The sequence below is a fragment of the Streptomyces sp. NPDC001156 genome (assembly GCF_053598275.1).
In genome coordinates this window covers 18,671-31,044 of record NZ_JBSFJX010000054.1, presented here as the reverse complement: position 1 = coordinate 31,044, position 12,374 = coordinate 18,671, and the positions used below count along the sequence as shown (strand labels likewise).

Genomic DNA, 12,374 nt, shown 5'->3' with positions numbered 1-12,374 from the left:
CTCATGACGACGACCGAGGGAGTAGTGCCGGCCGAAGGAGCGGGAGCCGTCGAAGGGCTGCTCGTGCCACCGGGCCACGGCCGGGTGGTGCGCACACCGGCCCAGCACGTGACGTTCAAGGTGACGGGCAGGCACTCGCGTACGGCCTCCACGTTCGAGGTCGTCGTGCCGCCGGGGTTCGACGTCGGCGCGCATCTGCACACACGCAGCGAGGAACTGTTCTACGTGCTCGAGGGCGAGCTGGACGTGCTGGCCTTCGAGCCGCGCATCCGGACTCCCGACCACTGGCAGAAGTGGGAGTCCCGATCGGGCAGCCGGGTGGTACGGGCGACGCCCGGCACCGTCATCGTGGTGCCGCCGGGCTGCCCGCACGCCTTCGCCAACCCGACGGAGGCCCCGACGAAGATGCTCTTCCAGGCGTCCCCGCCGCCCGATCACGAACGCTACTTCGAGGAACTCCTCGAGATCCTCGGCGAGGACGGCCCGCCGGATCACGAGGCGATCGAGGAACTGCGCAGGCGGTACGACATCGAGCAGCTGACGCCCCTGAAGCATCGCTGACCCGGGCCGCACCGCCCCCGCCGCCTAGCGAATGGGCATCCCCGCCAGCGTACGGGCGATCACCAGCCGCTGGATCTCGCTCGTCCCCTCGAAGATCGTGTAGATGGCCGCATCGCGGTGCATCCGCTCCACCGGGTACTCCCGCGTGTAGCCGTTGCCGCCGAGGATCTGTATCGCCTGGGCCGTGACCTTCTTGGCCGTCTCGCTCGCGAACAGCTTCGACATGGAGCCCTCGGCCGCCGTGAACTGCTTGCCGCTGATCGCCATCCACGAGGCCCGCCACACCAGCAGACGAGCGGCGTCGATCTGCGTCCGCATGTCCGCGAGCTGGAAGGCGACGCCCTGGTTGTCGATGATCGGACGCCCGAACTGCTCACGCGTCTTCGCGTAGTCGAGTGCCACCTCGTAGGCGGCCCGGGCGGTGCCCACGGCCATCGCGCCCACGGCGGGCCGGGACGCCTCGAACGTGGCCATGGCCGCGTTCTTCACCCTCTCCCCCGTCCCGCCCGCCTTCGCCTTCTCCCGGGCCCTGGCGAGCCGCTCGTCCAGCTTCTCCTTGCCGCCGAGCAGGCAGGAGCCGGGGACGCGCACGTTGTCGAGGATCACCTCGGCGGTGTGCGAGGCACGGATACCGTGCTTCTTGAACTTCTGGCCCTGGGCGAGGCCGGGGGTGTTCGGCGGGACGATGAACGAGGCGTGGCCCTTGGAGCCCAGCTCCGGATCGACGACGGCGACGACGACGTGGACGTTGGCTATGCCGCCGTTCGTCGCCCAGGTCTTTGTGCCGTTGATCACCCACTCGTCCTTGGCCTCGTCGTACACGGCCCGGGTGCGCATGGAGGCCACGTCGGAGCCGGCGTCGGGCTCCGACGAGCAGAAGGCGGCCACCTTGACATCGTTGACATCGCCGTACATCTGGGGGATCCAGGTGCCGATCTGCTCCTCGGTGCCGTTGGCGATGACGCCCACGGCGGCAAGGCCGGTGCCGACGATGGAGAGCGCGATACCCGCGTCGCCCCAGAAGAGCTCCTCCATGGCCATCGGGATGCCGAGACCTGTGGGATCGAAGTACTGCTGAGCGTAGAAGTCCAGGGAGTAGATTCCGACCTTCGCGGCCTCCTGAATGACCGGCCAGGGAGTCTCCTCACGCTCGTCCCATTCGGCGGCCGCGGGGCGGATCACATCGGCGGCGAAACCGTGCAACCAGTCCCTGACCTCCTTCTGTTCGTCGTTGAGCTCCATGGTGAACTCGGCCATGTCCCCTCCAGCACTGCGCTAGCGTGTTACTTGCGGTAACCGCAGTCTGTTACTCACCAGTAGGAAAGTCAACTCCCTGGCCGGAGCGGCACAGCTTCACCGGGCGGTCGGCAGCTCGTTCGATACCGACCTGCGTTTCAGTGTTAGTTTGCGCAGGCGTCACCGATACAGCACGGGTGGGGAGAAATCATGGACACCACGCAGCGGGCCGATCAGCAGCGGTCCGCCGACCGCCGACGGCGCGAGCTGCTGGAGGCCGCCGACCGGGTGGTACTGCGCGACGGCCCTGGGGCCTCGATGAACGCCATCGCCGCGGAAGCCGGCATCACCAAGCCGATCCTCTACCGCCACTTCGGCGACAAGGGCGGCCTCTACGCCGCACTGGCCAAACGCCACACGGACGCGCTGCTCGCATCCCTGCGCGCGGCGCTGGACGCACCCTCCGAGCGACGGGAGCGGGTCGAGTCCACGCTGGACACCTATCTCGCGGCCATCGAGGCACGACCCCAGGTCTACCGGTTCCTGATGCATCCGGCGGAGGGTGCCTCGCAGAGCGACCAGGCCAGCGACCAGGGCTTCGACACGGGACGGCACTCCATTCCGGTGCTGCGCCGGATGGGTGAGGAGCTGGCCGTCTTCATCGAGGAGCGCCTGGACCTCGGCCCGGGCAGCCACCAGCTCGCCCGGGTCTGGGGACACGGCATCGTCGGCATGATGCACGCGGCCGGAGACTGGTGGCTGGGAGAACGTCCTTGTTCCCGCGCCGAGTTGGTACGGAGTCTGGCGGATCTACTGTGGGGCCGGCTGGCCGCTGCCGGGGACCGCATCGGAGGCCCCGGGTTCTGAACCGCCCCGCAAGGAGCGCGGAGCCGTGCCGATGTGCGGCTCCGCCGCATGGGGCGAGCGGCCACGGCCCTAGCGGCTCCAGGGCGCCCGGGCGGCCTGCCGCATCACCTTGCGGTGCCGCCAGCCGGTGAGCCGGTCCACGTACAGGCCTCCGTCGAGGTGGTCGCACTCGTGCTGCAGGCACCGGGCGAACCACCCGGTGCCGTGCACGGTGACCGGCTCGCCGTCCACCGTGAACCCCTCGACGACCGCGTGGTCGTACCGCTGTGTCCCCGCTTCGAGCCCCGGCAGCGACAAGCACCCCTCGGGTCCGCGCAGCACCAGGCCGTCGGCCTCGACGAGCCGCGGGTTCACCACATGCCCCAGATGACGGACGTCCTCGTCGTCCTCGCAGTCGTACACGAACACCCGCAGGGACTCCCCGACCTGATTCGCGGCCAGGCCCACGCCCTGGGCGGCGTACATTGTGGCGAACATGTCCTCGACCAGCCGGGCGAGTTCGGGACCGAAGTCGGTGACCGGCTCGCAGGGTGTGTGGAGCACACTGTCACCGAGCAGGGTGACGGGCCTCACGCGCCCTCGCGCGCCCGGGATCGAGCCTTGTCGCATGGCGGCAAGGGTACGGTCCGAAGAGCCGTGCAGGTGCCGGGATGGTGCCGCGATTCGGGTGCGTGAATGGATCTCGATAGGCTGAGGTCCAGACGTTGCCCGGGACAGCGCGCGGCGCCGTACGCAAGGAGGATCGAGAACTGATGGCAGGCAACTCGGACCCGCTGACGCCGCGGGCCAAGCTGGCCGTGACCGCGGGCAAGGCGGTCGCTGCGGCATCGCGGGCCGCGGGGCGCGGCAGCGGATCGGTGATCGGTGGCCGAGTCGCACTCAGACTCGACCCCGACCTCCTCGCCCGGCTCGCCCAGAACCTGGACGTCATCCTGGTCTCCGCCACCAACGGCAAGACCACGACCACCCGGCTGATCGCGGAGGCGCTGCGCGCCGCGGGCCCGGTCGTCTCCAACGCGCTCGGCGCCAACATGCCCGCCGGTATCACCTCGGCGCTGGCCGGCGGCTCGGAGGCCAAGTTCGGCGTGATCGAGGTCGACGAGAAGTACCTCGCCGGGGTCGCCCGGGACACCGACCCGAAGTGCATCGCGCTGCTCAACCTCTCCCGCGACCAGCTCGACCGCGCCGCCGAGACCCGGATGCTGGCCGAGAACTGGCGTGAGGGCCTGGCCGGTTCCAAGGCCGTCATCGTCGCCAACGCGGACGACCCGCTGGTCGTGTGGGCCGCCTCCTCCTCACCCAACGTGATCTGGGTCGCCGCCGGCCAGATGTGGAAGGACGACGCCTGGTCCTGCCCGAACTGCGGCGGTGTGATGCAGCGCCCCGGCGACGACTGGTACTGCGGCGCGTGCGGCTTCCGCCGGCCCACCCCGTCCTGGGCCCTGTCCGGCGACCACGTCCTCGACCCGCACGGCTCCGCCTGGCCGATCCACCTCCAGCTGCCGGGCCGCGCCAACAAGGCCAACGCCACCACCTCGGCCGCCGTCGCCGCCGTCTTCGGCGTGCCCCCGCAGGTCGCCCTCGAGCGCATGTACCAGGTCCAGGCGGTGGCCGGACGCTACGACGTCGTCCAGTTCCAGGGCCACGACCTGCGCCTGCTGCTCGCCAAGAACCCGGCCGGCTGGCTGGAGACGTTCTCGCTGATCGACCCGCCGCCGGCCCCGGTGATCCTCTCGGTGAACGCCCGCGGCGCGGACGGCACCGACACCTCCTGGCTGTGGGACGTCGACTACACGCGGCTGACCGGCCACCCGATCTTCGTCATCGGCGACCGGAAGCTGGACCTGGCCGTCCGCCTGGAGGTCGCCAACCAGTCCTTCCAGGTCTGCGAGAACCTCGACCAGGCGGTCCAGCAGGCCCCGCCGGGCCGGATCGAGGTCATCGCGAACTACACCGCGTTCCAGGACCTGCGTCGCCGCGTCGGCAACTGACCACGAAGGACGATCATCGATGAGTGACAACAGCCTGCGTCTGGTGTGGATCTACCCGGACCTGCTGAGCACCTACGGCGACCAGGGCAACGCTCTCGTCGTGGAGCGCCGGGCCCGCCAGCGCGGCCTCGACGTGGCGCGGCTCGACGTGCGCAGCGACCAGCCGATCCCCACCTCCGGCGACATCTACCTGATCGGCGGCGGCGAGGACCGTCCGCAGCGGCTCGCGGCCGAGCGGCTGCGCCGCGACGGCGGCCTCTACCGGGCCGTGGAGAACGGCGCGATCGTCTTCTCCGTCTGCGCCGGTTACCAGATCCTGGGCCATGAGTTCATCAATGACCTCGGGCAGCGGGAGCCGGGCCTCGGCCTGCTGGACGTGGTCTCGGGACGCGGCGAGGGCGAGCGGTGCGTCGGCGACGTGCTCGCGGACATCGACCCGCGCCTCGGCCTCCCCCAGCTCACCGGCTTCGAGAACCATCAGGGCGTCACCCACGTGGGCCCGACCGCCCGCCCGTTCGCGCAGGTGCGGTTCGGCAACGGCAACGGCACGGGCGACGGCACGGAGGGCGCGTACAACGACACGGTCTTCGGCACGTACATGCACGGTCCCGTCCTCGCGCGCAACCCGCAGATCGCGGATCTGCTGCTGAAGCTGGCGCTCGACGTGAACGCGCTCCCGCCCGTCGACGACCGCTGGTACGAGGCGCTGCGCAACGAGCGCATCACCGCTGCCCAGCAGCCTGCCTAGGCCCTTCGCGCCACGGCCCCGAAACGGTTCCTCAGGGCCCGCAGGGTGCGCGTTGACCCGCCGGACGACCCGGTACGGCGGGCCCGTCTGACGGCCTGTCCGCACAGGTGAGCGGGCACGTCCAGCAGGCGGACGCACGGTGCCTCCCCGCCCCCTGTCGCCGGTAGGGTGGCGGGGATCGAACCGGACAGCGTGGTCCGGTCCCCGGCCCACGTTGAGAAGGTATTTCGGGCTATGCGCATTGGTGTCCTCACGTCCGGCGGCGACTGCCCCGGCCTGAACGCCGTCATCCGGTCCGTCGTGCACCGCGCCGTCGTCGACCACGGCGACGAGGTCATCGGCTTCCGGGACGGCTGGAAGGGTCTCCTGGAGTGCGACTACCTCAAGCTCGACCTCGACGCGGTGAGCGGCATCCTGGCTCGCGGCGGCACCATCCTCGGCTCCTCCCGGGTCCGCCCCGAGCACCTGCGGGACGGTGTGGAGCGGGCCAGGGGCCATGTCGAGGAGCTGGGTCTCGACGCGATCATCCCGATCGGCGGTGAGGGCACGCTCAAGGCGGCCCGGCTGCTCTCCGACAACGGCCTGCCGATCGTCGGCGTGCCGAAGACCATCGACAACGACATCGCTGTCACGGACGTCACCTTCGGGTTCGACACGGCCGTGGGCGTGGCCACCGAGGCCCTCGACCGGCTGAAGACCACCGCCGAGTCCCACCAGCGGGTGCTGATCGTGGAGGTCATGGGCCGCCACACCGGCTGGATCGCGCTGCACTCCGGCATGGCCGCCGGCGCCCACGCCATCGTTGTGCCGGAACGCCCCTTCGACGTCGAGGAGTTGGCGGCACGGGTGGGCCAGCGGTTCGACGCCGGCAAGCGGTTCGCGATCGTCGTCGCCGCCGAGGGCGCCAAGCCGAAGGCGGGCACCATGGACTTCGACGAGGGCGGCAAGGACGTCTACGGCCACGAGCGCTTCGCGGGCATCGCCCGACAACTCTCCCTGGAGCTGGAGCAGCGGCTCGGCAAGGAGGCGCGCCCGGTGATCCTCGGCCATGTCCAGCGCGGCGGTACGCCGACGGCGTACGACCGCGTGCTCGCCACCCGCTTCGGCTGGCACGCCGTCGAGGCGGTGCACCGCGGCGAGTTCGGGAACATGACCGCGCTGCGCGGCACCGACATCGTGATGGTGTCGCTGGCGGAGGCGGTGGAGACGCTGAAGACGGTGCCGTCGGAGCGGTACGCCGAGGCGGAGTGCGTCCTGTAATGCGGTACTGATCCCATAGGGGCCTGAAAGTCCGCCCCCCGGTCGCAGCGGCGACCGGGGGCGGTTCTAGTCTGGGTGCCGACAGACAGCTGTGGACAGACAGCGCGCAACCCCCACGAACCAGGAGCCGGCGGATGGATCACGGCGGGCACGGCATGACCATGGATCTGCCGCCCTTCACGCTGGGGCGGGGGCTTGAATGGTCAGCGGACCCGTTCTTCCTGGTCGCCTGCCTGGCCGGGCTCGCACTGTACGGCTGGGGTGTCGTACGGCTCGTCCGCCGCGGCGACAAGTGGCCCGTGGGGCGCACCGTCGCGTATGCCATCGGCGTGCTCACCGTGATGCTGGTCATGTGCACCAAGCTCAACGACTACGGCATGGTCATGTTCAGCGTGCACATGGTGCAGCACATGGTGATCAGCATGCTGTCCCCGATCCTGATCCTGCTCGGCGCGCCGATCACTCTGGCGCTGCGCGCGCTGCCGACCGCAGGCCGCGGCCGCAAGGGGCCCCGCGAACTGCTGCTGATGCTGTTGCACAGCCGCTACATGCGGATCATCACCCACCCGGCGTTCACGATCCCACTGTTCATCGCAAGCCTGTACGGGCTCTACTTCAGCCCGATCTTCGACTTCCTGATGGGGTCCAAGGCCGGACACATCGCGATGATGGTGCACTTCCTCGCCGTCGGCCTGGTGTTCTTCTGGCCGATCATGGGCATCGACCCCGGCCCGCACCGCCCCGGTCACCTGCTGCGGATGCTGGAGCTGTTCGCGGGCATGCCGTTCCACGCGTTCTTCGGTATCGCACTGATGATGGCGTCGTCGCCCATGGTCGGCACCTACCTGCATCCGCCCGCCTCACTGGGCATCGACCCCCTGTCGGACCAGACCGCGGCCGGCGGCATCGCCTGGGCGTTCAGCGAAATCCCCTCCGTGCTGGTACTCCTGGCCCTGCTCTTCCAGTGGTACGGCTCCGAGCAGCGGCAGGCCAGGCGTAAGGACCGCGCGGCGGACCGGGACGGCGACAAGGAACTCGAGGCGTACAACGCCTACCTGGCATCACTCAACGCACGCGGCCGCTGAGTTCTGCCTCACCGCTCGACGCCGCCGACGTCCGGTGGGCCGGCATCGTCGCCGGCGGGCGGCGGACGCACCGCGAGCGGCTCCTCCCCATCGCGCGGCAGCACTCGCCCGCCCGTGTCCGGCTCGGCGACCGGCGCCACCGGAGCGCCCTCCACCGGCAAGTCGCCGTCCCCGAGCACCGCGGCCGTCACGTCGGCGCCGTGGCGTCGGCATCCGCCACCAGCGGGCCGCCCCCCAAGGACCACGACCGCGACGCCGCCCGCTGGGGGTAAGGGTGGCCTGTTCGTCGGAACTCTTCCGTCATGCACACCGTACTCACGCAGAACGGGCACCATGGGAGAGGAAGAACCATGAGGAGGGTGTCGCGATGCCCGGTTCCACGAAGACGATGGGGGCGCTGACCGTCGGTGGGCTCGTTGTGGTGACGGCCTACACGGTGGCGCTCGGCAGCAGCGGCTGGCTGTGGTTCGGCTGGGTCGTCCTCGGATTGATCACCCTCGGCATGGTAGCCACCCGGGACAGCTGACCGTCACTGCCGGGGCAGTCGTCCCGCCGAGTGCACACCCGGCTGGTACTTCGGCAACCGGGCGGTGATCTTCATGCCCGCTCCCACCGCGGTCTCGATGACGAGCCCGTGGTCGTCGCCGTAGACCTGGCGCAGCCGGTCGTCCACGTTCGACAGGCCGATACCGCCCGACGGACCGGCCTCGCCAGCGAGGATGCGACGCAGCAGCTCCGGCTCCATGCCGACGCCGTCGTCCTCGATGACCACCAGGGCCTCGGCACCCGCGTCCTGCGCGCTGATGCTGATGTGGCGCTTGTCGGTAGTGCCCTCCAGGCCGTGCTTCACGGCGTTCTCCACCAGCGGCTGAAGGCACAGAAACGGCAGCGCCACCGGCAGCACCTCGGGCGCGATCTGGAGGGTGACCGAGAGCCGGTCGCCGAAGCGGGCCCGCACCAGCGCCAGATAGTGGTCGATGGCGTGGAGTTCGTCGGCGAGGGTGGTGAAGTCGCCGTGCCGCCTGAACGAATAGCGAGTGAAGTCGGCGAACTGCAGCAGGAGTTCACGGGCGCGCTCGGGGTCGGTCCGGACGAACGAGGCGATCACGGCGAGCGAGTTGAAGATGAAGTGCGGGGAGATCTGGGCACGCAGCGCCCTGATCTCCGCTTCGATGAGCCGGGTGCGGGACCGGTCGAGGTCCGCCAGCTCCAGTTGCACGGAGACCCAGCGGGCGACCTCGCCCGCGGCCCGGACGAGGACCGCGGACTCGCGGGGCGCACAGGCCACCAGCGCCCCGTGCACCCGGTCGTCCACCGTGAGCGGGGCGACGACGGCCCAGCGACATGGGCAGTCCGGCTCGGCGCACCGGAGGCGGAAGGCCTCACCGCGGCCGCTCTCCAACGGGCCCCCGAGCCGGTCCAGCACCTCGTCGCGATGGTGCTCCCCCGCACCGTCCCAGGCCAGCACGGTTTCCCGGTCGGTCAGGCAGAGGGCGTCGGTGCCGAGCAGGGTACGCAGCCGGCGCGCGGACCTGCGGGCCGTCTCCTCGGTGAGCCCGGCGCGCAGGGGCGGCGCCGCGAGGGAGGCGGTGTGCAGGGTCTGGAAGGTGGCGTGCTCGACGGGCGTACCGAGGCCACCGAGGTTCTCGGGGCGCGCGGTGCGCCGCCCCAGCCAGAAACCGGCGGCGAGCAAAGGGAGTACGGCCACGCACAGCCCGGCTAGGAAACCGCTCACGTCTGCACCTCCGCGCGCAGTTCCTCGGGCAGATGGAACCGGGCCAGGATCGCCGCCGTACCGCTGGGCACCCGGCCGGGTGTGGCCAGGGACACCAGCACCATGGTCAGGAACCCAAGCGGCACCGACCACAGCGCGGGCCAGGCGAGCAGGGCGTGCAGGGTGCCGGTCCCGGTGCCGGGATAGCCCGCCATCGTGGCCGCCACCGCGACGAACGCCGAACCACCCCCGACCAGCATGCCCGCCGCCGCCCCCGGCGGAGTCAGGCGCCGCCACCAGATGCCCAGCACGAGCAACGGGCAGAACGACGACGCGGACACCGCGAACGCGAGCCCCACCGCGTCGGCCACCGGAAGCCCGCCCACCAGGACGCTCGCCGCGAGCGGTACGGCCATCGCCAGCAGGGTGCCGAGGCGGAAGTGCCGTACGCCCCGCGACGGCAGCACGTCCTGGGTGAGCACCCCGGCCACGGCCATGGTCAGCCCGGAGGCCGTGGACAGGAAAGCGGCGAAGGCACCGCCCGCGATCAGCGCACCCAGCAGATCCGCGCCGATGCCCCCGATCATCCGGTCGGGCAGCAGCAGCACCGCGGCGTCCGCGTCCCCGCTGAGGGTGAGTTCGGGAGCGTAGAGCCGGCCCAGCGCCCCGTAGACGGGCGGCAGCAGGTAGAAGGCGCCGATCAGCGCCAGCACGGCGACGGTGGTGCGGCGGGCCGCGACGCCGTGGGGGCTGGTGTAGAAGCGGACGACGACATGCGGCAACCCCATGGTGCCGAGGAAGGTGGCGAGGATCAGCCCGTATGTGGCGTACAGCGGACGTTCCTCGCGACCGGAGGCCAGCGAGGTCGACATACCTCCCTTGGAGTCACGGTCGGCGACAGGGACGGGGTCGCCCTTGCCGAAGGTCAGCAGGGTGCCGCGCTCGATGCGGTGGGCACCCGTGGCGAGGTGCGCAGGACCCCCGGTGTACCGGCGGCCGTCGACCGTGCCCGTCACGGTGGCGTCGAGCGGGCGGGACAGATTCAGCTCCAGGCCGTCGTCGATCCGTACCACCCGATGGTCACGGAAGGCGGGCGGTTCCGCGAAGGCGTCGCGCGGAGCACCGTCCCCCTGCCAGGCCAGCACCAGGAAGAGCGCAGGGACGAGCAGTGCGGTGAGTTTGAGCCAGTACTGGAAGGCCTGGACGAAGGTGATGCTGCGCATGCCGCCGGCCGCGACGGTCGCGACCACCACGATGGCGACGATGACACAGCCCAGCGCGTCGGGCGCGCCGGTGAGCACGGTCAAGGTGAGCCCGGCGCCCTGGAGTTGGGGCAGCAGATAGAGCCAGCCGACGCCGACCACGAAGGCGCCGGCGAGCCTGCGCACCTGCTGCGAGGCGAGGCGCGCCTCGGCGAAGTCGGGGAGCGTGTAGGCGCCCGAGCGACGCAGCGGGGCGGCGACGAACAGGAGCAGGACGAGATAGCCCGCGGTGTAGCCGACCGGGTACCACAGCATGTCGGGGCCCTGGACCAGGACGAGCCCCGCGATGCCCAGGAAGGAGGCGGCGGACAGGTACTCGCCGCTGATCGCGGCCGCGTTGAGCCGGGGTCCCACGGTGCGGGAGGCGACGTAGAAGTCGGAGGTGGTGCGCGAGATGCGCAGACCGAACGCGCCGACGAAGACGGTGGCGAGGACGACGAGGGCGACCGCCGGGATCGAGTAGTTCTGGTTCACGACGGCACCTCAGCGGTCCTCTACGAGACGGACGAAGTCCTTCTCGTTGCGCTCGGCGCGGCGTACGTACCAGCGGGCGAGCAGGACCAGCGGCGGATAGAGGCAGAAGCCCAGTACGGCCCATTCCAGGTCGGCTTTGCGCGTGGTGGCGAAGACCAGGGGCAGGGGACCCACCAGCAGCACGAGCACCGTGAGGACGACGAGTGCGGCCCTGAGCTGGCTGCGCATCAGCGAGCGGACATAGGTGTGACCGAGGGTGGTCTGCTCGTCGATCTCGGTACGCGGGCGGTAGTACCCGGAGGCCGGGCGGGTGCGCCGGGGCGGCCCGGTGACGACGACGCGGCGTTCGGCGGGGTCCTGCGGCACGTCTCCCCTCACCGTCCCGTGGTCCGGCGCATCAGCAGATCCCGCAGTTCGCGGGCGTGCCGTCGGCTGACCTGGAGTTCCACGGAGTCGACGAGGACGCTCACCGTGCCCGCCTCCAGGCGGAACTCGTCGATGTGGCGCAGCGCCACGAGGTGACTGCGGTGGATGCGGACGAATCCGCGCGACCGCCAGCGCTCCTCGAGGGTGGACAACGGAATCCGCACGAGATGGCTGCCCTGGGCGGTGTGCAGACGCGCGTAGTCGCCCTGCGCCTCCACATGGGTGATGTCCTCGACGGGCACGAACCGCATCACGCCGCCGAGCTCCACGGATATGTGGTCGGGGTCGGTCTCGTGCAGGGGTATCAGCGGCGCGGTCTCCCGCTGCTGCGCGGCCCGGCGCACGGCCTCGGCGAGCCGCTCCCGGCGCACCGGCTTCAGAACGTAGTCGACGGCCTTGAGGTCGAAGGCCTGTACGGCGAAGCCCTCGTGGGCGGTGACGAACACGACGAGCGGCGGCCGGGCGAAGCCGGTCAGCAGTCTCGCCATCTCCAGACCGTCGAGTCCGGGCATATGGATATCGAGGAAGACGACGTCGACCGCGTCGGGGCCGCCGGGACCCGACTCCAGGGCGCGGTTGATGTGACGCAGCGCCTCGGTCGCGTCGCTCGCACCCTCCACGCTGCCGATCCGCGGATCCGCGCGCAGCAGATACAGGAGTTCCTCCAGAGAGGGGCGTTCGTCGTCGACGGCGAGAGCGCGCAGCATGAACGTGGAGTGTAGGTGGATTCCGTACGCCTGCCCATGTGCG

Annotated in this window: 14 protein-coding genes; 7 read left to right on the top strand and 7 right to left on the bottom strand. The window is 70.6% G+C overall.

The annotated features are described in order from the left end of the window. The first annotated feature begins 3 nt into the window (after positions 1 to 3). Positions 4 to 561, top strand: a complete 558-nt coding sequence (locus ACWDA7_RS24495) for a cupin domain-containing protein (RefSeq protein WP_359391344.1) — start codon at positions 4 to 6, stop codon at positions 559 to 561. A gap of 24 nt (positions 562 to 585) precedes the next feature. Here the strand turns inward: ACWDA7_RS24495 and ACWDA7_RS24490 are convergent, their stop codons facing one another. Beyond that, the gene (locus ACWDA7_RS24490; RefSeq protein WP_450606344.1) at positions 586 to 1,818 is read right to left on the bottom strand and encodes an acyl-CoA dehydrogenase family protein; all 1,233 of its coding nucleotides are present in this window, start codon (positions 1,816 to 1,818) and stop codon (positions 586 to 588) included. 189 nt (positions 1,819 to 2,007) lie between these two features. Between ACWDA7_RS24490 and ACWDA7_RS24485 the strand changes: the two genes are divergently transcribed. Continuing rightward, positions 2,008 to 2,664 carry a TetR family transcriptional regulator gene (locus ACWDA7_RS24485; RefSeq protein WP_450606343.1) on the top strand — a complete coding sequence of 219 codons (657 nt, stop codon included), beginning with the start codon at positions 2,008 to 2,010 and terminating at the stop codon, positions 2,662 to 2,664. A gap of 69 nt (positions 2,665 to 2,733) precedes the next feature. Here the strand turns inward: ACWDA7_RS24485 and def are convergent, their stop codons facing one another. Continuing rightward, positions 2,734 to 3,273 (bottom strand): peptide deformylase, encoded by a 540-nt coding sequence (def, locus tag ACWDA7_RS24480; RefSeq protein ID WP_450606342.1) that lies wholly within the window; start codon positions 3,271 to 3,273, stop codon positions 2,734 to 2,736. Positions 3,274 to 3,416: 143 nt separating this feature from the next. Here def and ACWDA7_RS24475 point away from each other — a divergent pair, with 143 nt between their 5' ends. The 4 genes from ACWDA7_RS24475 to ACWDA7_RS24460 all read left to right on the top strand — a co-directional run bounded on the left by ACWDA7_RS24475 (position 3,417) and on the right by ACWDA7_RS24460 (position 7,748). After that, entirely contained in the window at positions 3,417 to 4,655 is a 1,239-nt protein-coding gene (locus ACWDA7_RS24475) for a MurT ligase domain-containing protein (RefSeq protein WP_450606341.1), read from the top strand. Between the two features lie 19 nt (positions 4,656 to 4,674). Then, the gene (locus ACWDA7_RS24470; RefSeq protein ID WP_359391333.1) at positions 4,675 to 5,403 is read left to right on the top strand and encodes a type 1 glutamine amidotransferase; all 729 of its coding nucleotides are present in this window, start codon (positions 4,675 to 4,677) and stop codon (positions 5,401 to 5,403) included. Between the two features lie 234 nt (positions 5,404 to 5,637). Further along, on the top strand, positions 5,638 to 6,663 hold the full coding sequence (locus ACWDA7_RS24465) for a 6-phosphofructokinase (protein WP_450606340.1): 1,026 nt from the start codon (positions 5,638 to 5,640) through the stop codon (positions 6,661 to 6,663). A 134-nt stretch (positions 6,664 to 6,797) separates the two neighbouring features. Continuing rightward, positions 6,798 to 7,748: a cytochrome c oxidase assembly protein gene (locus ACWDA7_RS24460; protein WP_450606339.1), complete on the top strand. Its 951-nt coding sequence runs from the start codon at positions 6,798 to 6,800 to the stop codon at positions 7,746 to 7,748. Between the two features lie 8 nt (positions 7,749 to 7,756). Here the strand turns inward: ACWDA7_RS24460 and ACWDA7_RS24455 are convergent, their stop codons facing one another. Next, complete coding sequence (locus ACWDA7_RS24455) at positions 7,757 to 7,939, bottom strand: hypothetical protein (protein ID WP_450606338.1); 183 nt, start codon at positions 7,937 to 7,939, stop codon at positions 7,757 to 7,759. Between the two features lie 176 nt (positions 7,940 to 8,115). Between ACWDA7_RS24455 and ACWDA7_RS24450 the strand changes: the two genes are divergently transcribed. Further along, positions 8,116 to 8,274, top strand: a complete 159-nt coding sequence (locus tag ACWDA7_RS24450) for a hypothetical protein (protein ID WP_450606337.1) — start codon at positions 8,116 to 8,118, stop codon at positions 8,272 to 8,274. 3 nt (positions 8,275 to 8,277) lie between these two features. Here ACWDA7_RS24450 and ACWDA7_RS24445 read toward each other — a convergent pair whose 3' ends face one another. Genes ACWDA7_RS24445 through ACWDA7_RS24430 form a run of 4 tightly spaced genes read right to left on the bottom strand, consistent with a single transcriptional unit; the run spans position 8,278 to position 12,331 of the window. Continuing rightward, entirely contained in the window at positions 8,278 to 9,483 is a 1,206-nt protein-coding gene (locus ACWDA7_RS24445; protein ID WP_432925217.1) for a histidine kinase, read from the bottom strand. Then, positions 9,480 to 11,198, bottom strand: a complete 1,719-nt coding sequence (locus ACWDA7_RS24440; protein WP_450606336.1) for a sodium/solute symporter — start codon at positions 11,196 to 11,198, stop codon at positions 9,480 to 9,482. Before ACWDA7_RS24440 ends, ACWDA7_RS24445 begins: the two co-directional genes overlap by 4 nt. A gap of 9 nt (positions 11,199 to 11,207) precedes the next feature. Further along, entirely contained in the window at positions 11,208 to 11,564 is a 357-nt protein-coding gene (locus ACWDA7_RS24435; protein WP_359391319.1) for a hypothetical protein, read from the bottom strand. 8 nt (positions 11,565 to 11,572) lie between these two features. Beyond that, positions 11,573 to 12,331, bottom strand: a complete 759-nt coding sequence (locus ACWDA7_RS24430; RefSeq protein WP_450606335.1) for a LytR/AlgR family response regulator transcription factor — start codon at positions 12,329 to 12,331, stop codon at positions 11,573 to 11,575. Positions 12,332 to 12,374 lie beyond the last annotated feature (43 nt).